This window comes from Streptomyces sp. NPDC024687, assembly GCF_055559055.1.
This window is the reverse complement of sequence record NZ_JBVHLJ010000011.1, coordinates 139993-164345: the sequence shown is the minus strand read 5'-3', so window position 1 is coordinate 164345 and position 24353 is coordinate 139993. Positions and strand designations below refer to the sequence as shown.

At 70.5% G+C, this 24353-nt stretch carries 20 protein-coding genes and 1 pseudogene; 14 read left to right on the top strand and 7 right to left on the bottom strand.

The window, feature by feature from the left end; genetic code table 11:
• The first annotated feature begins 128 nt into the window (after positions 1-128).
• Positions 129-932 (top strand): hypothetical protein, encoded by an 804-nt coding sequence (locus ACZ39I_RS34675; RefSeq protein ID WP_467248883.1) that lies wholly within the window; start codon positions 129-131, stop codon positions 930-932.
• 350 nt (positions 933-1282) lie between these two features.
• On the opposite strand, the gene ACZ39I_RS34670 is transcribed toward ACZ39I_RS34675, so the two are convergent.
• Complete coding sequence (locus ACZ39I_RS34670) at positions 1283-2254, bottom strand: SDR family NAD(P)-dependent oxidoreductase (RefSeq protein WP_467248882.1); 972 nt, start codon at positions 2252-2254, stop codon at positions 1283-1285.
• Positions 2255-2309: 55 nt separating this feature from the next.
• Between ACZ39I_RS34670 and ACZ39I_RS34665 the strand changes: the two genes are divergently transcribed.
• Entirely contained in the window at positions 2310-2732 is a 423-nt protein-coding gene (locus ACZ39I_RS34665; protein ID WP_467248881.1) for a MerR family transcriptional regulator, read from the top strand.
• 313 nt (positions 2733-3045) lie between these two features.
• Here ACZ39I_RS34665 and ACZ39I_RS34660 read toward each other — a convergent pair whose 3' ends face one another.
• Positions 3046-4017, bottom strand: a complete 972-nt coding sequence (locus ACZ39I_RS34660) for a tetratricopeptide repeat protein (protein ID WP_467248880.1) — start codon at positions 4015-4017, stop codon at positions 3046-3048.
• Positions 4018-4116: 99 nt separating this feature from the next.
• Here ACZ39I_RS34660 and ACZ39I_RS34655 point away from each other — a divergent pair.
• Positions 4117-4306: pseudogene (locus ACZ39I_RS34655) on the top strand (IS5/IS1182 family transposase); the annotation flags it as partial.
• Positions 4307-4332: 26 nt separating this feature from the next.
• Here the strand turns inward: ACZ39I_RS34655 and ACZ39I_RS34650 are convergent.
• The 3 genes from ACZ39I_RS34650 to ACZ39I_RS34640 form a co-directional block, all read right to left on the bottom strand.
• Positions 4333-5538 carry a flotillin family protein gene (locus tag ACZ39I_RS34650; RefSeq protein WP_467248879.1) on the bottom strand — a complete coding sequence of 402 codons (1206 nt, stop codon included), beginning with the start codon at positions 5536-5538 and terminating at the stop codon, positions 4333-4335.
• A 13-nt stretch (positions 5539-5551) separates the two neighbouring features.
• Entirely contained in the window at positions 5552-5803 is a 252-nt protein-coding gene (locus ACZ39I_RS34645) for a hypothetical protein (RefSeq protein ID WP_467248878.1), read from the bottom strand.
• A gap of 430 nt (positions 5804-6233) precedes the next feature.
• Positions 6234-7460, bottom strand: a complete 1227-nt coding sequence (locus tag ACZ39I_RS34640) for an acyl-CoA dehydrogenase family protein (RefSeq protein WP_467248877.1) — start codon at positions 7458-7460, stop codon at positions 6234-6236.
• A 113-nt stretch (positions 7461-7573) separates the two neighbouring features.
• On the opposite strand from ACZ39I_RS34640, the gene fabG reads away from it, so the two are divergent.
• Genes fabG through ACZ39I_RS34615 form a run of 5 tightly spaced genes read left to right on the top strand, consistent with a single transcriptional unit; the run spans position 7574 to position 13050 of the window.
• Positions 7574-8320, top strand: a complete 747-nt coding sequence (gene fabG / locus ACZ39I_RS34635) for a 3-oxoacyl-ACP reductase FabG (protein WP_467248876.1) — start codon at positions 7574-7576, stop codon at positions 8318-8320.
• A 23-nt stretch (positions 8321-8343) separates the two neighbouring features.
• On the top strand, positions 8344-9594 hold the full coding sequence (locus ACZ39I_RS34630) for an acetyl-CoA C-acetyltransferase (RefSeq protein ID WP_467248875.1): 1251 nt from the start codon (positions 8344-8346) through the stop codon (positions 9592-9594).
• A gap of 1 nt (position 9595) precedes the next feature.
• A complete protein-coding gene (locus tag ACZ39I_RS34625; RefSeq protein WP_467248874.1) occupies positions 9596-11032 on the top strand; it encodes an OB-fold domain-containing protein in 1437 nt (478 codons plus the stop codon).
• Positions 11032-12240, top strand: coding sequence for an acetyl-CoA acetyltransferase (locus ACZ39I_RS34620; RefSeq protein WP_467248873.1), 1209 nt, complete (start codon positions 11032-11034; stop codon positions 12238-12240). The genes ACZ39I_RS34625 and ACZ39I_RS34620 overlap by 1 nt, the downstream gene beginning before the upstream one ends.
• Before the next feature lie 15 nt (positions 12241-12255).
• Positions 12256-13050 carry an SDR family NAD(P)-dependent oxidoreductase gene (locus tag ACZ39I_RS34615; RefSeq protein ID WP_467248872.1) on the top strand — a complete coding sequence of 265 codons (795 nt, stop codon included), beginning with the start codon at positions 12256-12258 and terminating at the stop codon, positions 13048-13050.
• Between the two features lie 68 nt (positions 13051-13118).
• Here the strand turns inward: ACZ39I_RS34615 and ACZ39I_RS34610 are convergent, their stop codons facing one another.
• Positions 13119-15803, bottom strand: coding sequence for an ABC transporter permease subunit (locus ACZ39I_RS34610; protein ID WP_467248871.1), 2685 nt, complete (start codon positions 15801-15803; stop codon positions 13119-13121).
• A gap of 128 nt (positions 15804-15931) precedes the next feature.
• Between ACZ39I_RS34610 and ACZ39I_RS34605 the strand changes: the two genes are divergently transcribed.
• The 4 genes from ACZ39I_RS34605 to ACZ39I_RS34590 are packed head-to-tail and all read left to right on the top strand — an operon-like array spanning position 15932 to position 20640.
• A complete protein-coding gene (locus ACZ39I_RS34605) occupies positions 15932-17176 on the top strand; it encodes an ABC transporter substrate-binding protein (RefSeq protein ID WP_467248870.1) in 1245 nt (414 codons plus the stop codon).
• Between the two features lie 11 nt (positions 17177-17187).
• Positions 17188-17913, top strand: coding sequence for an ABC transporter ATP-binding protein (locus ACZ39I_RS34600; RefSeq protein ID WP_467248869.1), 726 nt, complete (start codon positions 17188-17190; stop codon positions 17911-17913).
• Between the two features lie 10 nt (positions 17914-17923).
• Entirely contained in the window at positions 17924-19264 is a 1341-nt protein-coding gene (locus ACZ39I_RS34595) for a hypothetical protein (protein WP_467248868.1), read from the top strand.
• Complete coding sequence (locus ACZ39I_RS34590; protein WP_467248867.1) at positions 19264-20640, top strand: acyl-CoA reductase; 1377 nt, start codon at positions 19264-19266, stop codon at positions 20638-20640. Before ACZ39I_RS34595 ends, ACZ39I_RS34590 begins: the two co-directional genes overlap by 1 nt.
• Before the next feature lie 321 nt (positions 20641-20961).
• Here the strand turns inward: ACZ39I_RS34590 and ACZ39I_RS34585 are convergent, their stop codons facing one another.
• Positions 20962-22008, bottom strand: a complete 1047-nt coding sequence (locus ACZ39I_RS34585; protein WP_467248866.1) for a LacI family DNA-binding transcriptional regulator — start codon at positions 22006-22008, stop codon at positions 20962-20964.
• 100 nt (positions 22009-22108) lie between these two features.
• On the opposite strand from ACZ39I_RS34585, the gene ACZ39I_RS34580 reads away from it, so the two are divergent.
• Complete coding sequence (locus tag ACZ39I_RS34580) at positions 22109-23410, top strand: ABC transporter substrate-binding protein (protein WP_467248865.1); 1302 nt, start codon at positions 22109-22111, stop codon at positions 23408-23410.
• A gap of 47 nt (positions 23411-23457) precedes the next feature.
• Complete coding sequence (locus ACZ39I_RS34575) at positions 23458-24351, top strand: carbohydrate ABC transporter permease (protein ID WP_467248864.1); 894 nt, start codon at positions 23458-23460, stop codon at positions 24349-24351.
• Positions 24352-24353: the final 2 nt, after the last annotated feature.

Genomic DNA, 24353 nt, shown 5'->3' with positions numbered 1-24353 from the left:
TGATGGCCCCTCCGCGGACGGCAACCGGGCGGTCCGCCTGAGGCGAGTCCTGCTCGCTGCCAAATCGGCAGGCCAAACGTAGCCGCTCGGTGCGATCATGCTGTCCGCCGACAGAGCGGGGAGAGCGTATGGCCGGCTTGACAGTGACGGTGTGTCTGCCGCCCGAGGTCGCGGACGATATTGAGGGGGCGCTCGCCGCCGCTCTCGCACCGTTCGACCAGAACGGTGACAACCCCCTGGGCCGCGGCATGTGGGATTCACGTCGCGTCCTCGGCGGCAGCAATGGTCGGGGGTTCGCGGTCGTCCGCGGATACGAGGACGATCCCAGGCTGGTCCACGACGAGCCCCGATACGACGGCACCCCTGCTCCCAGCGCTCCGGGAGTCTGTGCCGGAGGACCGCGTACCCTGCTCGACTTCTCGCGGCCGCAAGCCGCTTCCGAACGAGCGACAGCCGCGTCCTGGGACCTGTGGCAACGTCTGTCTGGCGTGCACCCTCCAGCCCTGCCCCTCAAGGTCTTCGTGGAGCGTTGGCGAAATGATCCCGACGCGTTCCCGGGCGGTCCCTGGGACGACGGGATGGTGGCCGCCTACCGGGCTCAGCCGCTGATCAAGGCATACCTCGATCACCCCTGGAGTCTCGGATTGGGCTTTCCGGGCTCCCCGTTCCATACGGAGCATCCCGTCGTCGGCTTCTCCCGCAGCCGTGCTGACTACATCCGTGAGCTCTCCTGGAAGTTTCCGCCGGACACGGACGTGCTCACCGTCGACGGCTGGTGGCGAGAGAGCGACGGAAGTGCCGTTCACGCGTCCTGCGACCCGGAATCGTGTCCTCACGATCCCCCAGGGCCCGCAGTATGGCCGGGCAGCGAGGCATACCTGTCGCAGCTGCCCCTCACCACGATTTTGGTACGGGTGAACTGCCACTGCTGATGCCCCACAAGTTGCGCCAGAGCCGAAAGTCGGGTTCTGGCTCAACTTCTGCGACAGGCAAGGTAGTTGGGCAGACGTCGCGGTGCTGTCGGTGGACGCGAACATCGAGATAGTGCGCGTTGACGCGCAAGGCATCGCGAACAGTGCCCTGTGCCCGGGCTGCGGAGTCTGGGCGGGCCGGGTTCATGGTTCCTACCCGCGGTTCCCGCTGATGTGCCGAGCGGTGGCCGAAGCGTTGTTGCCCAGTTGAGGGTCCGTCGGTTCACCTGCGGGAACTCGGGCTGCGCACGCCGTATCGCACCGTGCTGCCCGCCACAGCGGCGGGCAGCACGGATATGCAGAGCGTGGGTTCATCGGGTGATCGGCGCAGCGCCGGTCACGGCGAGAGACAGGGCCCAGAGCCGGGCTGCCTCGTCGGGGTCGATGGCGTATGCGCGGACGCCCCCGTCATCCATGGGGGTGCCGGGTGCGGAGACATGCGCAACGTCGCAGTCCTCCAGATAGAGGCCGCCGCGGCCGTCGAGGAGTGGGGCCGTGGCGGCCCACAGGCCGGTGGCTGCCCCCTGGGAGGCGGTCTTGAAATCATCCCCGATGACGTTGCCGTGCTCATCCACCCAGCCGCGGGCGATCTGGTCCTGGAGGGGCATGTCCCGCTGGAGCCCAGTGATGATTTTGCCGGGATGGAGGGCGAATGCCCGGACGCCGTCGTCTTTCCCGAGGGCGTCGAGGTGCACGGCGAACAGGGCGTTGGCGGTCTTGGCCTGGCCGTAGGCCAGCCACTTGTCGTAGCCGGTACGGAAGTGCGGATCGTGCCAGCGGATGCCGGTCAGAGTGTGTCCGGCGGAGCTGTTGGCGACGACGCGCGCGCCGTCTGCGGCGGCGAGGAGCGGGTAGAGCTCGCAGGTGAGGGTGAAGTGCCCGAAGTGATTGGCGGTGAACTGGCCCTCCCAGCCGGGCCCGACGCGTCGCTCCGGGGTGGCCATGACTCCGGCCACGGCCATCAGGAGGTCGAGCCGGTCGAGACGGCCACTGATGTGCGCGCAGGCTGAGCGGACGCTCTCCATGTCGGCCAGGTCCATGGGGATGACCTCGCAATTCTTCACTTCCGTGAGAGCGGTACGAGCAATGTCGGGGCGGCGGGCGGGAACGATGACCCGAGCTCCGGTGGCCGTCAGAGCCCGGGTGGTCTCCAGGCCGAGCCCGGAGTAGCCCCCGGTCACCACGGCAGTCTTTCCGGAGAGGTCGAGGCCGGCCACGACGTCCTCGGCAGTGGTGGAAGCGGAGAAGGGCGAGCCGAGCGGCTGCTGGTCCGTGATGGTCATGCAGCGGACGCTACGATCTAGAGCGAGGTCTAGATCAAGTCCAGGGGTGAGCGGCATGACGACCACCGAGGCTGCCATGCAGCCGCTGAGCATCGGCGAAGTAGCCGAGCGGACCGGACTGAGCGTGCACGCGCTGCGCTTCTACGAGCGCGAGGGCCTGCTCGTCGGGCCGGTCCAGCGCACGTCCGGCGGCAGACGGCGCTACACCTCCTTCGATGTCGAGTGGCTGCTGATCTGCGTCAAGCTCCGCGAATCCGGCATGCCGCTCGCCGACCTCAAGCACTTCGCCGAACTGGTACGCCAAGGACCGGGCAACGAAGCGGTACGGCTGGGACTGCTGGACGCCCATCGGCAGCGCGTCGACGCGCAGATCCAGGCGCTGGAGGAGTGCCGGTCCGTCATCGCCTGGAAGGTCGGCGTTTACGCCGAACACCTCGCCCGCGGTGAAGCCGACGGGCTCTGGGACCCGACAACCTGAGGCAACCGCCTCGGGTGCGCTAGCCGCCAGTGGTACGACAAGCCCCGGCTCCGCGGCAACGGTCTCTCGGGCTTCTGGTGCAGGCCGTCGGCGCCGACTTGATGGTCTTCCTGCCCGCGGACAGCAACACCCTGCTGATGGTCGCCTCGGAGCGAGACTGGCTTCGGCCGCGTCCTGGTCGTCGTCACCTTCGCGCTCACACGGATGCTGCAGTTCGTCGGCGCCATCGGTTCACTGCCCGCTCCGCGGCACTCGCCTCCACCACCCCGGCAAGCTGGCGTCCTTTGACGGACTGCAGCCTGCTACACCTGGGTCAGATTTTCTTACGGATGCGGTGGGCCTCGGCAACGAGGCTCCGAGAGAGCTTCGGCCCTGCACACGCATAGTCGATCAGCAGGTTCCGGTAGGTGGCGCTCGCGAGCTCGGGTGCCAGGGCGATCAGGGATCTCAGGTCGTCCGGCGAGCCGGAAACACGTGTGCGGTAGGCGGCGCCCGCCGCGCGCAGGGAGACTTCGTGAGGTTCGTATTCCAGGCCCTGTTCGACGAGACTCGCGGCTGCGGCGAAGTTGCCCTGCTCGGCACGTACGTCCGCCAGGTCCAGGTAGAGGGACCAGTTGGTGGGCTCCAGGAGCAAGGCGCATTCGAAGGCCCCAGCAGCCTGGTCCAGATCGCCCATCACGCGCCAGGTGGCCGCTCGAGCGACCGCGGTCCACATGACCCGACTGACGGCGTCGGCGCGGTCGCACAAAGCGAAGGACAGTTCGTAACGGCCGCAGGCCCGTGGCAGCCTGGCCATGGCTGCCAGCGACTCCGGTACGGGATTCCGCTCGGACACGACGTCGAGGGCATGGAACCAGGGCGTGAACCGCTCCCGCATCTCGTCGGTGTTCAGGTCGTGGCCGTAGTCCAACGTCCGCAGACACGCCTCGGCCAGCGCCTCGGCATTCACAGTGTCAAGAAAGCGCGCGTCGCCGAACCAGGGTGCGGCGCCCCATGCCACATCGGGCCGCACACCGGTGACCGAACCAAGGGTCATCACCGCGTCGTCCATGTCCCCTTCAAGGAAGAAGAAGTACGACTGCGCCAGCACAGCGCTCAAGGAGCTGTCCCCTTCGAGGCTCTCCTTCAGTTCCGAGCGTCGGTCCTGCCACAACTCGGCAAGGGCCGCATAGGGCTCCGGGGCCGCGGGGGCCGAGGCTATCGCCCCCACCAGAAGCTCCACTGCGCTCGCCGGGCTTCCGCCGCAGTGCGCCATCACACCAGCGAGACCGAGTCCCGCCGCCACTGACCGATTCGACATTGCCAGAGAATACTCGTGGCCGAGTCGGCGCAAGCGAACAGGATGCTCGAGAGGCCTGACCAGCGACAACGACGGCCTTCGCACCGGGAATGGGTGGAATCCGGTGCGAAGGCCGCCGTTGGGTAGACGAGCACGATCGCCGACGGCGGCTGCTCCGGCACCGGGCTGGTGATGCCGCACCACCGAAACAAACAAGCACCTCTTCGCCCGCATGAAGACCTGGAAAATCCCCCGTGACTGCCGCCTCAAGGGCGACCGACTGCACCACTCCTGATCGCAAGATCAGTCACGGGACAACCATTAGTCGACGTCGACCCGGCCGTCGTCGCCCTTGTCGTCCTTCCGGGCATGCAACTGGAGCAGGCCGTTGCCGCTGCCGCTGCCGTTGGCGCTGCTGTCCGTGGGGCGGCGGCCGTCGGAGGAGTCCTGGCCGTTCAGGTTCTGCCGGACCGAGTCCAGGATCGTCAGGCCCTGGGACACCAGGCCGGCGGCGATCTCGCCGAGACCGTCCGCGCCGTTGAGGACGTTGACGTTGGCGCCCGCGAGGCCGCCGGCGGCCTCCTTCACGATCTGCGGGAGCTGGTCGATCAGCATCCGGTCGAGCGCGACCCGGTCGTAGGAGGCGGCGGCCTCCGCCTGGATCTTCATCCGCTGGGCGTCGGCGGCGGCGAGCACTCTGATCCGCTCGGCCTCGGCCTCGGCGGGCTTCACGATCTCGGCCACCAGCTGCTGCTGGCGCAGTTTGGCCTGACGCAGGGCCAGGTCCGTCTGCGCGTCGAGGACCTCCTGCTGGGCGTGGGCCTGCGCCAGTGGTCCGGCCTGCGCGGCCTTGGCCTGCGCCCGCTCCACCTCGGCCGAGTACTCCGCCTTGACGATGGCGGTCTGCCGGGCGTACTCGGCCTGGTTGCGGGCCGCCACCTGCTCCGCCTCGACCGAGGCCTGCGTGGCCTGTGCCTGGGCGATCTGGGCCTGCCGATGGATGGCGGCCTTGTGCGGCGCGGACATGGCTTCGATGTAGCCGACGTCGCCGTCGTCGATCGACTGGATCTGCAGCGAGTCCACGATCAGGCCGATCTTCGCCATCTCGGTCTTCGAGGTGTCCAGGACCTCCGCGGCGAGCTTCTGCCGCTCGGTGACGATCTCCTCGACGGTCATCGAGCCGATGATGGCCCGCAGGTGACCGGCGAAGATCCGGCCGGTCAGCACGGACATCTGGTCCTGGTCGGAGAGGAACCGCTGGCCGGCGTTGATGATGCTCTCGTGGTCGTTGCCGACCTTGAAGGCGATGACGGCGCGGACGTGCAGCGAGATGCCCTGCCGGGTCACACAGGTCTCGGTGACCTCGGACTCGCACATCGACAGGGTCAGGAAACGGGTCTTTCGGAAGATCGGGAGCACGAACTTGCCGTGCCCCGTCACCACTCGGAACGGCGCGCCCCCCAGTCCCCGCCGGCCCCCCGAGATCAGCATTGCCTCGTCGGGAGCGGGAACGCGGTAACCGAACATTGTCTACTACTCCTCAATCGGCGTCGGCAGGGTCGCCGCCGAGCGCGTCCAATGGATCCGCCCACTCGATGACACCGACCTCGCGACAGCCACGCGACTCGATCACGAGCACGGTCGCTCCGGTGGGCAGGGGATCCTCGGACCAGGCGAGGAAGGTCTCGGATCCGCCTCTGACGCGCACGAGGATCTCGCCGGGACCCGCGGATCCGCGCGTTCCGATGAGTACTGTCCCCGTGCAGCCGATCACGGCCTCGTCCTGCGGCATCACGGCCGTCCTCCATCGTCTGGCCCCAGGATTCAGACGATAGACCCCCAAGGGCCGGGGGCCCAACGGGCATGACGAACCGGGCCACCACGCTCCGCTTGCCCGGCCTCGGACGCGGTCCACCGTCGGCAGCGGGGACAGTCCCTGACAGGGTTCGCGGTCGGCAGCGGGGACAGTCCCTGGCGCGGTAAGAGGCCGCAGCGGGGACAGTCCCCGACGCGTCTACCGCCGGTAGCCGGCACAGCCCCCGTCGCGGTCCACCGTCGGCAGCTGGGGCAGTCCCTGACACGGTCCGCGGTCGGCAGTGGAGACAGTCCCTGGCGCGGTACGAGGTCGCAGCGGGGACAGTCCCCGACGCGTCGACCGCCGGCAGTCAGGACAGCCCCAGCGCGGTCCACCGCCGCAGCCAGGACGGCCCGCCGCCCGGGTCCTAACCCGCCGCTCCCCGCGGCTCGCGCGGCAGCCCCAGGACCTTCTCCGCGAGGATGTTCCGCTGCACCTGGGACGTGCCCGCGTAGATCGTTCCGGAGCGGGCGATCAGGTATGTCGCCGACCAGGAGGCCGAGGAGTTGGCGGCGCCGGGGTCGTCGGTGCGGTAGGTGCGCAGGGGTGAGCGGCCGACCGGCACCTGGCCGTGCAGGCCCATGATGTCCATCGCCAGATCGGTGGCCTTGGTGTGGTACTCGCTCCAGTACAGCTTGGCGATTGACGACTCGGGCCCGGGCTCGGCGCCCTTGAGCCAGCCGGTGAGGATCCGGTAGCCGAGATAGCGCATGATCTCGACCTTGGACCAGCACCAGGCGATGCGCTGCCGGATCACCGGGTCCTGGTCCTTGCCGTACAGCCGGGCCAGCTCGACGAGGCGTTCCACCTCCGCCTTGAAGAGGATCGGGTTGGTCGCCGCCTCCTCCCCGCGCTCCACGCCGAGCAGGCTCTGGGCGACGGTCCAGCCGTTGTCGACGCCGCCCACGACGAGGTCGGAGCGGGTGCGGGCGCCGTTGAAGAAGACCTCGTTGAAGTGCATCTGTCCGCTCATCATGCGGAAGGGCCGCACCTCGACGCCGGGCTGGTCGAGCGGGACGAGCAGGAAGGAGATGCCCCGATGCCGGGAGGCGTCGGGGTCCGTGCGGGCCAGGACGAAGATCCAGTCACAGTGATGGGCACCCGAGGTCCACACCTTCTGGCCGTCGATCACCCACTCCTCGCCGTCACGCACCGCACGTGTCCGCAGGGAGGCGAGATCCGAGCCCGCGTCCGGCTCCGAGTACCCCTGGCACCAGGTGTCCTCGCCGCTGAGGATGCGGGGCAGGAAGTGCGCTTTCTGCTCGTCCGTGCCCCAGCGCAGCAGCGTGTTGGCCAGCATCTTCACGCCGAAGGTGTCCTGCGGCAGTCCGAACGGCACACCGGCCAGCGCCAGTTCCTCCATCAGCACCACCTGGTGGAGCTTGGTGAGGCCGCGGCCGCCGTACTCCTCGGGCCAGGTCAGCGAGAGGTAGCGCCGCTCGGCGAGCAGCCGGCGCCAGGCGCGGGCGAAGGCCCAGGCCGGCTCCTCGTCGAGGGCGCCGATGCCCTTCCAGTCCGGCGGCAGCGTCTCGGCGAGGAACGCCCTGACCTCGGTGCGGAACGCCTCGGTCTCCGGGGGATAGCTGATGTCCACCTGCGTACTCTCCTCGTCCGGTCCCGTGCGCACAGCACCTGCGCTGTATTGATTGTTTCAGCATAATAGGTTATCTATTTAAGAGGAATAGCGTCGAGTCAGGGCGGGCTGACATGGGACTGCTGGACGGCCGCAACGCGGTGATCACCGGCGGCGCACAGGGAATCGGCTTCGAGATCGCCGGAGTCCTCGGCGCCGAGGGGGCGTCCGTCGTCCTCGGTGACATCAACGAGGACGCGGCGGCGGAAGCCGCCGAACGCCTCGCCAAGAACGGCGTGGCAGCCACCTCGTTGCGCTGCGACGTCACCGACGAGGACGAGGTCGCCGCCCTCGTCGCCCACGGCACCGAGATCTTCGGACCGGTTGGCGTCATGGTCAACAACGCCGGGATCACCCGGGACGCGACCCTGCGCAAGATGGCTCTCGCCGACTTCCGCGCCGTTGTCGACGTGCACCTGACCGGCGCGTGGAACGGCACCCGGTACGCCGCCGAGGCGATGCGCGCGCACGGTCGGGGCGGCAGCATCGTCAACATCTCCTCCATCGCCGGCAAGGTCGGCAACTTCGGCCAGACCAACTACAGCGCGGCCAAGGCCGGACTCGTCGGCCTCACCAAGGCCTCCGCCAAGGAACTGGCGAAAGCGGGCATCCGTGTCAACGCCGTCCAGCCCGGCCTGATCCGCACCGCCATGACCGAGGCGATGCCTCCGGCCGCCTGGGACGCGAAGCTCGCGGAGATCCCCATGGGACGTGCCGGAGAGCCCGCCGAGGTAGCCCAGGTCGTCCTCTTCCTCGCCTCCGACCTGGCGAGCTACGTCACCGGAGCCGTGGTCGAGGTGACCGGCGGCCGGTACATGTGACCCCTGATGAAAGGCAAGTGCTGATGCCCGCCCTCCTGCGTGACGCGGTGATCTGCGAGCCCCTGCGTACCCCCGTCGGCGGCTACGGCGGTGTCTTCCGCGACGTGACGGCGGCCGAGCTCGCCGCCACGGTCGTACGCGCCGTGCTGGAACGTACCGGAATACCACCCGCAGCCGTGGACGACGTCCTGCTGGGCCAGTGCTACCCCAACGGCGAGGCCCCGGCCATCGGCCGCGTGGCCGCCCTGGACGCCGGTCTGCCCGTCGAGGTCCCGGGACTGCAGATCGACCGCCGCTGCGGCTCCGGACTGCAGGCGATCATCACCGCGGCGATGCAGGTCCAGACCGGCGCGAGCGACCTCGTGCTGGCCGGAGGCGTCGAGTCCATGAGCCAGGCCGAGTTCTACACGACCGGTGTGCGGTGGGGCGTACGCGGCGCGGGCACCACCCTGCACGACCGGCTGGCGCGCGGGCGCGTCACGTCCGGAGGGGTCAACCACCCCGTCCCCGGGGGCATGTTGGAGACCGCCGAGAACCTCCGGCGCGAGTACGCCATCCCCCGCGAGGAGCAGGACCAACTCGCCCTGCGCTCCCACGAGAAGGCCGTCGCGGCCCAGCGGGAGGGCCGGTTCACCGACGAGATCGTGCCCGTCACCGTACGGTCCCGGAAGGGCGAGACGGTCATCGACACCGACGAACACCCGCGCCCCGGCTCCTCGTTGGAGAAGCTCGCCTCGCTGCGCCCCGTGCTCGGCCGCCAGGACCCCGAGGCGACCGTCACGGCCGGCAACGCCAGCGGCCAGAACGACGGCGCCGCGCTGTGCGTCGTGACCCACCCCGAGCGCGCCGCCGAACTCGGCCTGCGCCCCCTGGGCCGCCTGGTCTCCTGGGCCGTCGTCGGGGTACCGCCCGAGATGATGGGCATCGGCCCGGTACCCGCCACCGCCCGGGCGCTGGAGCGAGCCGGACTGAAGCTCGCCGACATGGATCTCATCGAACTCAACGAGGCCTTCGCCGCTCAGGTACTGGCCTGCACCCGTGAATGGGGCCTGACCGAGACCGACTTCGAGCGGTTCAACGTCAACGGCTCCGGCATCTCCCTGGGCCACCCCGTCGGCGCCACCGGCGGCCGCATCCTGGCCACCCTGCTGCGCGAACTGGACCGCCGTCAGGCCCGCTACGGCCTGGAGACCATGTGCCTCGGCGGGGGCCAGGGCCTTGCCGCGGTCTTCGAACGGCCGACCGACGCAACCCACGCTCATGGAGGACGCTGACATGCCCGGACTGATCGCATACGGCGCCTACGTGCCGTACCACCGCCTCGCGAGGACGGATGTCGCAGCCGCCCTGGGCGGCAAGGGGGGCAGGGGAACCCGCGCGGTCGCGGGCTATGACGAGGACACCACGTCCATGGCCGTCGAGGCGGCCCGCGGAGCCCTGGACCGTGACGGCCTGCGCGGCCGTGTCAGCCAGCTCTTCCTCGCCACCGCCGCACCCGCCTACCTCGACAAGACCAACGCCACCGCCGTCCACGCAGCCCTCGGCCTCGACCGGCACGTGCTCGCCGCCGACATGGCCGGCTCCGTGCGCTCCGGCCTCGGCGCCCTGGTCACGGCCGCCCGGTCCCCGGTACCGACCCTGACGGTCCTGTCCGACCTGCGCACCGGCCTGCCCGGCGGCAGCGACGAGGTCGCGGGCGGCGACGGCGCGGCGGCGTTCGTCTTCGGCGGACACCGCAACGGGGCCCCCGTCATCGCGGAGTTGCTCGCCCACGACACGGTCAGCGACGAGATCCTCGACCGCTGGCGGCTGCCGGGCGCGCCCGTCTCCCGGGTCTGGGAGGAGCGCTTCGCCGAGGAGATCTACGTGTCCCTCGCGGACAAGGCGCTCACCGCGGCCCTCGACCACGCGGCGGTCGACATCGGCTCGATCGACCACTTCGTGGTCGCCGGGCTGCACGCGCGCGCGTGCGCGGTGGTCCGGCGTACCGCCGGGGTCCGCCCCGAGGCGGTGACCGCGGATCTGGTCGGAGTGATCGGCAACGCCGGTACCGCCCAGCCCGGACTGCTCCTCGCCGACGTCCTCGACCGGGCCCGGCCCGGCGAGCTCATCGCCCTCGTCGTGCTCGGCGACGGCGCCGGAGTCCTCCTGTTGCGCACCACCGACGCGCTCCCCGCCCACCGTGCGGCCCGCCCGGTCGCTGCGCAGATCGCCCAGGGCGGCGCCCCGATGCCGTACGCCACGTATCTGTCCTGGCGCGGTCTCCTCGACCGCGAACCACCCCGCCGGCCGGACCCCGAACCGCCGTACGCGCCGCCCGCACACCGCCGCACCGCCTGGAAGTACGGCTTCGTCGCCTCCCGTTGCGAGAAGTGCGCCACCCGGCATCTGCCACCGGACCGGGTGTGCACCTCGTGCCACAGCGTCGACGCCATGACCGACGAGCCGATGGCGCACGTGCGCGGCACGGTGGCCACGTTCACCGTCGACCGCCTGGCAGCCACGCCGAGTCCGCCGATGCTCGTCGTGGTCGTCGACTACGACGGCGGCGGCCGGTTCCGCTGCCAGCTGACCGACGCCACCGAGGCGGACGCCGTCATCGGGGCCCGGGTGGAGATGACGTTCCGGCGTACGGTCACCGCGTCCGGCGTCCACAACTACTTCTGGAAGGCCCGGCCGGTGCGCACGGGCGAGATCGAGGGGACACACTGATGGGCTCGCACGGAATACGGGACCGGGTCGCGATCGTCGGCATGGGCTGCACGCCCTTCGGCGAGCACTGGACCCGCTCGGCGGACGACCTGCTGATCGACGCCGTGGGCGAGGCGGTCACCTCGGCCGGCATCACCCTCGACGACATCGACGCGTACTGGTTCGGCACCCAGGCCTCCGGCGTGTCCGGGCTGACCCTGAGCCGGGCGCTCCACCTGCCCAACAAGCCGGTCACCCGCGTCGAGAACATGTGCGCGACCGGCTCCGAGGCGCTGCGCAACGCCTGCTACGCCGTCGCCTCCGGGGCGTACGACGTGGCGATGGCCGTCGGTGTGGAGAAGCTCAAGGACTCCGGCATGTCCGGGCTTTCCGGTACGGCCATCCCGGGCGCGGGAGACGACAGCCGCGGGGAGATCACCGCCCCGGCGAACTTCTCCCTCCTGGCCCCCGCCTACGCCGCCAAGTACGGCCTGGCGGAGGAGGACATGAAGGACGTCATCACCCGCATAGCCTGGAAGAACCACGTCAACGGGTCCCGCAACCCGCGCGCACAGTTCCGCAAGGAGGTGCCGCTGGAGCGCATCCGGTCGGCCCCGATCGTCGCGGGCATGCTGGGCGTGTTCGACTGCTCGGGCGTCTCGGACGGTTCGGCGGCGGCGATCGTGGTGCGCGCCGAGGACGCCTACAAGTACACCGACAGGCCGATCTTCGTGAAGGCGCTGTCCTTCGTCGCCGGTCCGGCGGACGGGCTCCTCGACCCGGAGTACGACTTCACCACCTTCCCCGAGGTCGTCGCCTCCGCACGGGAGGCCTACCGGCAGGCCGGCATCACCGACCCGCGTGCCGAGCTCGCCCTCGCCGAGGTCCACGACTGCTTCACGCCAACGGAGTTGGTGCTGATGGAGGACCTGGGCTTCTCCGAGCGCGGTCAGGGCTGGAAGGACGTCACCAGCGGAGCGTTCGACCTGGACGGCTCGCTGCCGGTCAACCCGGACGGTGGCCTGAAGGCCTTCGGTCACCCCATCGGCGCCTCCGGCCTGCGCATGATGTTCGAGGCGTGGTTGCAACTACGGGGCGAGGCACCGGCCGAGCGGGCGGTGAAGTCCGTGGCCGAGGGACGCTCGCTCGCCCTGACCCACAACCTCGGTGGCGGACCCGGCGAGTGCGTCTCGTTCGTGTCGGTCGTCGGCAGTCAACTCACCGAATAGAGAAGGCGGTTCGCCATGGCGCGACTCCAGGACAAGATCGCCGTCGTCACCGGGGCCGCGTCCGGCATCGGTGCGGCCACCGCACGGCGCCTTGCGGTCGAAGGGGCCCACACGGTCGTGGCCGACCTGAACCTAGAGGGTGCCAAGGCGGTGACGGAGGAGATCCGCGCCGCCGGAGGCTCCGCGTCGGCGGTCCCGGTCGACCTCGGCGACATCGAGAGCGTACGGGCCATGGTGGCCGCCGCGGTCGAGACGTACGGCGGTCTCGACGTCCTGCACAACAACGCGGCGGCCACCCACTTGGCCGCCCGGCAGGACCTCGCCGTCGTGGAGGCCGATCCGGCGGTCTGGGACGACACGATGCGCATCAATCTCCGCGGGACCATGGTCGCCATCCAGGCAGCGGTCCCGCACATGGTCGCGCGCGGCGGCGGCTCGATCATCAACACCTCGTCGGGGGCCGGGCTTTCGGGCGATCTGCGCAACCCGGCGTACGGCGCCTCGAAGGCCGCCCTCATCAACCTCACGCAGTACGTCGCCACCCAGTACGGCAAGCAGGGCGTGCGCTGCAACGCCATCGCGCCGGGGTTCATCGTCACCCCGGCCAGCTCCGGTTCGGCGCACGGGGCGATCCGGGACGCGATGCTGCGCCATCACCTCACCCCGCGCCTGGGGCGCCCCGAGGACGTCGCCTCGGCGGTCGTCTTCCTCGCCTCGGACGAGTCGGCCTTCATCACCGGGCACACGCTGCGCGTGGACGGCGGACTGCTGTCCCATCAGCCGTATGTCGCGGACCTGCGCGACGCCTGACACGACCCCTGCCGCTGCCACCGGAGGCGCTGAGACCAGCGCCTCCGGTTCTCGGCGTCCCGGGGCGGTCAGGCCAGCGCCTCCGGCTCCAGGTCGCCCAGGTAGGCCGCCCGTACCGCCGGATCGCGCCGGACCTCCTCCGGCGTACCGGCGCAGATCCGGCGGCCGAAGTCCAGGACGACGACCTGGTCGCAGACGCTCATCACCATGTCGACGTCGTGCTCGACGAGCAGCACCCCCATGCCCCAGTCCTCGGCGAGCCGCCGTACCAGGTGGGCAAGTTCCCGGGTCTCGTCGTCCGACAGGCCGGCCGCCGGTTCGTCGAGGAGCAGTACGGACGGCGAGGCCGCCACCGCGCGGGCGATGGCCAGCAGCCGGCGCTCGCCGTACGACAGGTCGCCCACCGGCCGGTCCAGACTGTCCTGGAGACCGAACTCCCTTACGGCGACGAGCACATGGGCGGGCAGCGGACGACTGCCGGGGCGGACCAGGTCCGTGAGGCAGGCCCACCGGCCCGGCCGGTCGCAGGCCGCGTACAGGTTGTCCAGGACGGTCATGTCCTCGAACAGCTCCAGGGACTGGAACGACCGGCTCAGACCGGCGGCGGCCCGCCGGTGGACCGGCAGCCGGGTCGCGTCCCGGTCCCCGAGGCGCACACTGCCCGACGCGGCCCGGGTGAAGCCGGTGACCGCGTCGATGGCGGAGGTCTTGCCCGCCCCGTTGGGACCGATGAGCCCCACGACCTGACCCGGCCCGACGTCGAATGAGAGCCCGTCGACGGCGACGACACCGCCGTAGCGGACGGTGAGGTCCCGCACCTGGAGGGGGAGCGGGGCGGCACGGGTCACGGCCGGGGCGGCCGAGGGCACGTCCTTCGGGACGGTCGCAGGCCGCTTCGGGGGCAGCTTGCGCCCCCGTGTGCCGAGCCCCTTCGCGATGCCGTCCTGGTTGCCCACCAGCGTCAGCACGAGGATGATCCCGCCGATCAGCGGCATCCAGTCGCTGAGCCCAGGCAGCACGAGGTCCCCGAACCGGGCGCCCACCGTGCCCGCGGCGAAGGTCGCGCCGAACAGCGGGCCGACGAGGAAACCGACACCGCCGATGACGGCGAGGCCGAGCGCGGTGATGGAGTTGAAGCTCGCGAAGTCGGACAGGACGACCGAGGTCGAGCGGAAGCCCGTGAGCACTCCGGCGAGTGCGGCGATGGCCGCGGACAGCCCGAAGGCGTAGAGCTTGGCGGCGCGGACGTCGATGCCGAGGGCGGCGGCGGCCCGCTCGTTCGCCCGTACGGCGATCAGCCGGCGGCCGGTCCGGCTGCGCCGCACGTTGGCGACCACGAGCGCGGCGGCCACGAACAGCACGAGCACCACGGCGGCGTACCGCTGCGGATGGTCGACGCCGGAGATGCTGATCCCGAAGAGGGTCTGTTTGCCCACCGCGATGCCGTCGCTGCCGGGGGTCGTCGACAGATCGGTGTTCTGGAAGACCATTGCCTCCAGCGTGGTGCCGAGGCCGAGCGTGATGATCGCGAGATTGACGCCGCGGGTGCGGACTGCGGGCAGCGCGAACAGCAGGCCGATCGGCACGGTACCCAACACCCCGGCCAACAGGGCGAGTTCGAAGGGCCATCCCCAGTCGGCCGCCGCGTGTCCGGCGAGGAAGGCGCCGGTTCCGGCCAGGGCGTAGGCCGCGAGGGAGACCTGTCCCGCGTACCCGGTGACCACGACGATCGACAGGATGATCAGTGACAGCACCAGGGTGGTGGTGATCGCGTCGGCCCACAGCGGCGTCGCCAGGCTCACCAGCGACAGTCCGGCCACGACGGCGAGCGCCAACGGCAGGGGGCGGACCTTTCCGGTGCCGAGACCCGGCAGCCGGTCCAGGAACGTGCCGCGCAGGGGCAGCGCCCGGCCGCGTGCGACCAGCACCAGGGCGATGAACAGGAAGGGGACCGAGGCGGCGAGGCCGGTGACGTCGGAGCCGAAGCGGGTCAGTTCGGACTGCACGACCCCGATGATCAGGCCGCCGGCCAGCGTGACCGGGAACGAGGAGAACCTGCCGACCAGGGCGGCAGCCAGGGCGCTGAGCAGGAGCGTGGTCAGGCCGGTCACCGACAGACCGATGACCGGCACGATCAGGATGGCCGTCAGGCCCGCGAGGGCCGAGCCCAGCGCCCAGTTGCCGGTGGCGATCAGGTCGGGGGACCAGCCGAGCGAGGCGGCCGCGCCCTCGTTCTCGGCGACCGCGCTGGTGCCCAGGCCGAACAGGGTGCGCTTGTAGAGGAGATGCAGGAGCACGGTCGCGGCGACCGCGATGCCGATCAGCCACATGCGGTCCTCGGAGACCGTCGCCCCGGCGATCGTGAGCAGCTTGGTGGGCAGCTTGCCCGGCACCAGTTCCAGGCCGTCGCCGTAGCGCTTGACGGCGATCGCGGTGAGCACGATGAAGACCGCCAGGGTGCCGACCAGGCGGGCCAGCGAGGACGCGGTGCGCAACGGGCGCAGCACCAGCAGGTGGGTGAGCACGCCCAGTACGGCGGAGGTGAGAACGCCGCACGCGGTGGCGGGCCAGTACGGCACGCCGTGCTGGGCGGCGAGCTCCCACTGGACATAGGCCCCGGCCATACCGATCGCGCCGTGCGCGAAGTTCAGGACGCCGGAGCCCCGGTAGACCAGCACGATGCCGTGCGCGGTGAGTGCGTAGAGGGCGCCGAGCCCGAGGCCGAGCAGCGCGAAACGCAGGACGTCGTCCATCGAGAAACCTCCCGAGGCAGGGGCGAGACAGTGTATTCATTTAAATAATTGTGCCGAGAGTACTTCACTAACCACAAAACAGACCCCATGCTGTTCGCCATCTCGACGACGAGCCCAGCGGAGGAACCATGAACCACTCACGCCGACGCAGAACCGCCGTAGCGAGCTGCCTCGCGGTCACCGGAGTACTGCTCGCCGCCGGTTGCGGGGGAGAGGCGTCCGGCAGTTCGAAGGAGGAGACCTCCACCCTGAAGGGCACACCGGTCAAGGTGATGGTCTGGGCGCCGGAGGACACCCAGGGCAGCGCCCAGCCCGGAGTCCGGCTCACCGCCCAGGCGTACGAGAAGTGGATCAACGCCAACGGCGGCATCAAGGGAGCCCCCCTGAAGGTGCTCACCTGCAACGAGAAGGGCAACCCCGACGAGGCCGAGAAGTGTGCCCAGCAGGCGGTCGCCGAGAAGGTGGCCGCGGTGGTGGGCTCCTACAGCCTCGCCGGCGATCGCTACATGCCCATCCTGCAGAAGGCCGGCATCCCGTACATCGGCGGCACCGGCGTCTCGGCGGCCGAGTTCTCCAACCCGCTGTCGTTCCCGGTCAACGGCGGCACCCCGGTGATCTTCGCGGCCCACGGTCGGCAACTGGTGGAGAACGGCTGCAAGAAGATCTCCGGCGTGCGCTACGACGTGGCCGCCGCCGCCGTCGTCTCCCAGTTCCTCACCGTCGGCGCGGTCTCCGCCGGAGCGCCGGCGCCCAAGGACATCAAGGTGCCGCTCACCGCCACCGACCTCGCCCCGCAGGTCGCCGCCGCGACCAAGGGCAGCGACTGCGTGAGCGTCATCATGGGCACCGCCTCGGGCCTCTTCGTGAAGTCGTACGTGCAGTCGGGCGCCAAGACGAAGCTCGGCAGCGTCGTCGGCAACCTGACCCCGCAGCTCGCCGAGAGCACCGGCGGAGCCGGCGGCCCTCTGGAGGGCGCCGCGATCACCGGCTACTTCCCGCCGACCTCCGACGCCGCCTGGAAGGACTTCCTCGCGGCCACCGACGGCGACAAGGACATCGACACCAGCAACGGGGCCAACGAGACGACCTGGGTGGCCTTCAAGGTCTTCACCGAGGCCGCCAAGAAGCTCCCGACCGTCACGGCGAAGGCCCTGGTGCAGGAGCTCGACACCGCCCCGGGCATCGACACCGGCGGACTGACCCCGCCGCTGAGCTGGAAGGCGTCCACGGCCCTGCCGATCAAGGGGCTGAACCGCATCCACAACACCACCGCCACCGAACTGACCATCCGCGACGGGAAGATCGAGTGGGCCAAGCCCGGATCGACCTTCGTCGACGTCCGCAAGGTCCTGACGGCCCTGTCGGCCGGCTGAGGAGCAGGCCCGTGCCGGACACCGACGCACCCCTGATCGAAGCACGCTCCCTGTCCACCGGATACGGCAGCCAGCCGGTCGTACGCGACCTCGACCTGGAGGTCAGGCCCGGCGAGGTCGTCGCCCTGCTCGGCCCCAACGGCGCGGGCAAGACCACCACGCTGAGGGCGCTCTCCGGTAGCCTCGCCCCCATGGGCGGCGAGGTGCGCTGGCTGGGCGAAACCGGCCGCACACCGCTGCACCGCCGGGCCCGCCAGGGCCTGGCGTACGTCGGTGAGCGGGCCGTCTTCACCCGGCTCGACACCGCGGACAACCTGCGGGTCGGCCGGGTGAGGTCCCAGCAGGCGCTGGAACTCTTCCCCGAGCTCGAAAAGCGCCTCACAACCGGCGCGGGCATGCTGTCCGGCGGCGAGCAGCAGATGCTGTCGCTGGCCCGCGCCCTGTGCCGCGCGCCCAAGCTGCTCCTCGCGGACGAACTCTCCCTCGGCCTCGCCCCGTTGGTGGTCGACCGCCTCCTGCGCGCGGTGCGCGAGGCGGCCGACCGGGGCCTCGGCGCGCTGCTGGTCGAACAGCACGTGCGCAAGGTGCTGGACATCGCCGACCGCGTGTACGTCCTGCACCGCGGCCGGGTCACCATGACCGGCACCCCGAAGGAACTGCGCGGCAATCTCGACGCGATCGAGTCGTCGTACCTCGCGCACTCCACAGCGGAAAAGACCACGTACGCAACCGATTGAGGTGAACGCTGTGCCAGGCGCACGCGAGCAGATCCGATCCCTCGCCCTCTCCGGCGACACCTTCGACCAACCAGCCGACGCACTGAGGGAGTTGCAGCTGGAGGCCGCCCGGGAAACCTTCACCGCCCACCGGGAGCGCGTTCCGCTGCTGCGCACCCGGGCGGCGGAGACCGGGGTTGACGAGGTCACCGGCCTCGACGACCTCGTTCCGCTGCTCTTCTCGCACACCAGCTACAAGTCCTACCCCGTCTCCCTCATCACCGCGGGTCGCTGGGACCGGCTCCTGCGCTGGTACACCACCGTGTCCGCGGTCGAACCCGGCGACGTCGACATAGACGGCGTCCGTGACATCGACGAGTGGACCGACCGCATCACCGCCGCCGGCCACCGCCCGTACATCACCAGCGGCACCTCCGGGAAGGTCTCCTTCCTCAACTGCGACGCCGGCGACCTGAGTTTCCTGCACGACATTCTCGAGAACCTCACCTGCTGGCCCGACCCCCTGCCCCCGAAGCCCACCCGCCGCGGCTATCTGCTCGCACCCGCGAGCGGCCCGATGCGCTCCATCGACGGCTTCCGCCGGCACGCCGACGTCTTCGCACAGCCCGGCGAGACCCGGCTGCTCACCGAGGACGCGATGCGGGTGTCCGAGCTGATGAGCAGCGCACTGCTGCGCCGCCGGATCGCGGAGGGCGCCGCGACCCCGCAGGAGATCAGCTCCTTCGAGTCCGCCTCCGAGTCCCGCGAGCAGGAACTGGGCGCGGCCATGACCGCGATCGTCGACGACATCGCCGCCCACCGCGACGAGCCGCTGCTGATCGCGGGCATGAACAATCAGCAGTTCACCCTCATCCAGGGATTGCGCGCCCGCGGCGTCCCCGACGGCAGCCTGCATCCGGACACGCTGGTGCTCAGCGGCGGCGGCAACAAGGGCCGCGCGCTGCCCGACGACTACCAACAGCAGCTCACCGCGTTCTACGACGGTGTCCGCCGCGTACGCAGCTACGGCATGACCGAGCTCCAGGGCTCCTGCCTCGCCTGCGAGCACGGCAACTACCACGTGCCGCCCTGGGTGATCCCCCTGGTGCTGGACGAGCCCGGCGAGAAGCTGCTCAACCCCGAACAGGGCGTGGTGGAAGGGCGGTTCGCCTTCCTCGACATCTCCCTGGAGGGCCGCTGGGGCGGGCTGATCAGCGGCGACCGGGTCTTCGTGGACTTCTCGCCGTGCACCTGCGGCCGCCCGGGACCGGCGGTCCTGCCGGACATCCGGCGCTACGGCGACCTCGGCGGCGACGACAAGATCACCTGCGCCGCGACACTCGACTCCTATGTGCGGGGGATGATCCACTGATGAGCGGTACGACCCTCGGCGACACCACGGCCGTCGTCCACATGGTCAGGGGCGAGGTCGACGACAGCGTCCCGGTCGACTTCGGCCGGTTCACCGCACCGGCCCTCGACCTGGACCGTCTCGTGTGGCCGCGCTCCGAACCGGGGCCCGCATTCAATGTGCCCGTGGCGGAGATCGTCGACCTGCTGGTGGAGACCGGCGAGGCCCTCAAGGCGGACCGCGCGGGCCTGCTCGCCGAAGCCCTGGAGTGGATGGTCCCGGTCAGTCCGCTGCCCGCGGAGGTGCTGGAGCGTGCCTACGCCGTGCTGTGGCGCAGCTTCCAACGCCCCGGCCTGTACGCCCAGATCGACCACGAACTCGGCGGTGCGGACGTGCTCGACGGCTGGCGTGAGGTACGCCTGCCCGACGACCGGATCGCTGCCACCCGCGCGTTCCCGCCGCGCCTGGTGCACATCATCGCGGGCAACGCACCCGGCGTCGCGGCGATGTCCGTCGTGCGCGGAGCGCTCACCAAGGGCGTAAACCTGCTGAAGCTGCCCTCGAACGACCTGTTCACCGCGACCGCGATCCTGCGCACCATGGCCGCGGTCGCCCCCGGGCACCCGGTGGTGCGGTCGTTCTCCGCGGTGTACTGGCGCGGCGGCGACGAGGCCGTGGAGAGCGTGCTGTTCCGCCCGCAGTTCTTCGACAAGCTGGTCGCCTGGGGCGGCGAGGCCACCCTTCGCAGCGCACTGAAGTACGTCGGCCCCGGATTCGAGCTCGTCTCCTTCGACCCCAAGACCTCCATCTCGATGATCGGCCGGGAGGCGTTCGAGTCCGAGGAGAGCCTGGCCCGAGCGGCCGACGCGGGCGCCGCCGACGCCACGTTCTTCAACCAGCAGGCCTGCGTGGCCAGCCGTTTCCAGTTCGTCGAGGGCTCCTGGGACGACGCCGACCGCTACGCCGCCCTGCTGTGCGAACGCCTTGGCGTGGCAAGGGAGTTCAGCTCGGCCGGCGGCCCACGGGTCGGCGCGGAACTGCGCGAGGAGATCGACGTCCTGCGCTCCATGGAACCCGAGTACCGGGTGTGGGGCGGCTACGACGGCCGGGGCCTGGTCATCCGCTCACCGGAACCCGTGGACTTCCACCCCGACGGGAAGATCGTCGACGTGGTCCCGGTCGGAGCACTGTCCGAGGCGGTCGCCCACACCGGCGTCGCCACGCAGACGGTCGGCGTGTACCCCGACACCCGCAAGGCGGAACTGCGTGACGCCCTCGCCTGCGCCGGCGTGCAACGCGTGGTCTCCCTCGGCAGGGCGGGCGGTATGCCGCCGGGACTGTCCCACGACGGCTTCTACCCGCTGCAACGGCTCATGCGGTGGGTGAACGACGAGTGACGGCTTGCGGCGGGGCGAGCCCTGTGCCGCGCGTTACGCCCGGACAGTGTCAGCGGCCACGCGGAGGGCAGCGGTCGCCGGCGCCGGTCTGACCTCGCGCGGAGTTCCAGATGGCCGCAGGACGGGTGCCGGTGGGCGTCGATCCGGTGGCGAGGACGTCCCCGGCGCTCACACCGGCGATCCCGCCGGGACAGTGGGCTGTGTGTCCGACGGCCCACCGCCGGGCCTCGGTCCGCTGTCAGAAGTGCAGCGCCAGTCGCGAGCTGAACCGCGCGTCGCCGGGGCGCCACGCGTGACCCGGCGCCCCGCAGGGCGGGCTCACTACGCTGGACGCCGCCCGCTGCTCTCCCGCACCACCAGTTCCGTCGCCACCTCCACCCGCGTCGTCTCCGGCTGCTCCCCGGACAGCAGCCGCAGCACCATCCGGGCCGCGAGCGCCGTCATGTCGGCCAGCGGAGTGCGGACCGTCGTCAGGCGTGGGGTCACCCAGTCCGCGAACGGCAGATCGTCGAAGCCGACCACGCTGACGTCGGCCGGGATGCGCAGGCCCAGTTCGGCGGCGGCCCGATAGGTGCCCAGCGCCTGGTGGTCGCTGCCGGCGAAGATCGCCGTCGGACGGTCGGGCAACGCCATGAGCTCCAGGGCGTGTCGGTGCGCCAGGTTGTGGGTGAAGTCGCCGTAGCGCACCAGCTCGGCGTCGAAGGGAAGGCCGGCCTCGGCCAGCGCCGAGCGGTAGCCGTCGACCCGTGCCCGGGAGGTGAGCCGACGCTCCGGTCCGCTGATGATCGCGATGCGCCGGTGGCCCAGCTCAATGAGATGGCGGGTCGCGGCCAGTCCGCCGGGCCAGTTGGTCGCGCCCACCCACGGCGTGCCCGGCACGGGTTCGTCGATCGGCATCACCAGCGCGAAGGGGATGCCCAGCCGGTTCAGCTCCTCGTGCTGCTCGGGCGTCAGTTCGGGCACGACGAGAATCGCTCCGCGCGTGGAGCGGGTGGCCAGAGAGTCCAGCCACTGACGGGCGCGCTTGGTCCGGCCGTGGGTGGAGGAGACGACCAGCCCCATGCCCGCGTCGTGCAGAACGTCCTCCGCGCCCCGGATCAACTCGACCGCCCAGGGGCTGTCGAGTTCGTTGATGACGAAGTCGATCAGCCCGCCGGGCGGGGCCGCGGTGGCCGCCGGGCGGTGTTTCGCCAGATAGCCGTGCTGCCCGAGCAGGCGCTGCACCTTGGCCCGCGTCTCTGCCGATACATCGGACCTGTCGTGCAGCACCTTGGAGACCGTGGACACCGAAACGCCTGCCTGGTCGGCAATTTCGGCCAGGGTGCGCCGTCTTGCCTCACCGGATCCTGTCCGAACCGTTGACGTCATCGGATGAATCTCCTACGTTGCCGGGACGATCGAGCTTTGCGAAAACTATCGCAATCCTCGGTCGCGGAGTAAGGCTCCTCGGCGAAAAAGGTGGTCCTCGATGAAGAGATGGCGCGTGGCTTCCCTGGCCGCGACCGCGGCTCTGGTGCTCTCCGGCTGCGGAGGCACCGGTGGCGGCGCCGGCGGCGATTCGGGCGGCGGGAAGCGCGAGTTACTGGTCTGGGTGGACAACACCCGGATGCCCGCGGCCCAGCAGTACAAGAAGGCCCATCCCGACCTGAAGCTGCGCATCGTCACCATCCCGCCCGACGCGGGCTACGTGCCCACCAAGATCTCCCTCGCCAACCGCACCAAGAGCGGCTGGCCGGACGTCGCCTTCCTGGCCAACCCGGCCGAGGCGGCGACCCTCGCGAGCGAGAAGTTCGGCTACTCGGCCCCGCTCGACGACCTCGTCCCCCAGTCCGTCCGCGACGGCTTCACCCCGGGCGCCCTCGACACCTGCACCTTCGGCGGCAAGACGTACTGCCTGCGCAACGACATCGCCCCCACCGTGCTGTGGTACGACGCGACACTGATGAAGCGCTACGGCTACCAGGTCCCCAAGACCTGGGCCGAGTACCAGCAGACCGGTCTCAAGGCGGCCGACGAGCACCCCGGCACCATCGTCGGAGCCGTCAACGGCAAGTACGGCGCCGGCATCTACTTCGGCAGCAGCGGCTGCGCCAGCCGCGACACACTCAGCCTCACCGAGGTCCACATCGGCCTGGCCCAGGCGAACTGCACCCGAGTCGCCGATCTGCTCCAGCCACTCGCCCGGAAGAAGGCCGTCACCACCGTCGTCCCCATTGACCCGGGCTTCGCCAAGTTCGGCAAGGGCGACAAGATCCTCATGCTGCCGGCGCCGGCCTGGTTCGGCGACTTCATGTTCGCACCCGCCTTCAAGGTGCCCAAGGGCCGCATCGCCGCCGCCCCCATGCCCACCTGGCCCGGCGAGAACAAGCCCTACGCCGGACAGGTCGGCGGCGGCGCCTTCCTCGTCTCCGCGCACGCCGGTGAACGCACCAAGGACGCCGCGGACCTCCTGCGCTGGATGACCACCGACATCAACCTCCAGGCGAAGCAGCCCACTTACCCCGCCTTCACGGCAGCCGCGACGAAGTGGGGCGAGGCCAAGTCGAAGGACCCGTACTACGCTTCCGACCCGATGCCCGCCCTCACCGCAGCCGCGAACGCCCTGCGCCCCGGCTTCGGCGCGGTCCGCTTCGAGGCCGACTGGCAGAGCAGCTTCAACGACACGCTCGTCAAGGCGATCGACTCGGGCGGCAACCTCCGCGGCGCACTGGCGAGTTGGCAGGACAAGCTGGAGGCAGCGGCCAAGACCACCGGGTACACGGTCGGATGAAAACGCTCACGACACCCCGCCCGTCCGCGGCCGCGACCCCGGTACCGGTGACCCCCCGCCGCCGGCGCCGACCCTCCCGCCGTGCCGCCGTCTGGATCCTTGTCGGCCCCTACACCGTGTTCCTCGTGGTCTTCGGGCTCGCGCCCGCCGGTTACGCCCTGTGGACCTCGTTCGTCGACAACGGCTCCTTCACCGGCGGGCGCGACTGGGTGACCGTGTTCGAGGACTACCGGCTGGCCGACGCGGCCGCCAACGTGGCGACCTATCTGCTGCTCTGGCTGCCGATCCTGCTGCTGACCGTCCTGTCCCTCGCCTTCACCCTGCACGCCCGCCCCGGCCGCACGACGAGCGCGCTCCAACTCGTCTACTACCTGCCCGGCGCGGTCACCGGCTCGGCCGCGGCCCTGCTGTGGCTGTTCATGGTCAGCCCGGACAGCAGCCCCTTCTCGCCCCTGCTCAAGCTGCTGGACGTCCAGAGCGCCACGGACGCGCTGTCCGGCGGCAGCGTCATCGCCGTCCTCACCGTGATGGGCGTCGCGGTGCACGCCGGCGGCTGGATCGTGGTCCTGTACGGGGCGCTCAACGCGCTTCCCAAGGACGTCCTGGAGGCCGCGCAGGTCGACGGCGCCTCCGCCTGGCGCACCATGTGGCACGTCAAGCTGCCGATGGTCCGCACGTACGTCGCCTTCGTGCTGATCTCCAGTTTCGCCTCCGGCAGTCAGGTGTTCGTCGAGCCGACCGTGCTGTCCACCGGCGCCCCCGGCCAGATCAGCCCCACCTGGTCCGTCAACCAGCTCGCCTACACCTACGCCACCCAGGACGGCGACTTCGGCAAGGCCGCCGCGCTGTCGCTGGCCATGCTCGCGGTCGGGGTGCTGGCCGCCTGGATCGTGATCACCCGCACCCGTATGTACGCCACCGACTCCTCCGACTCCCGGTGAGT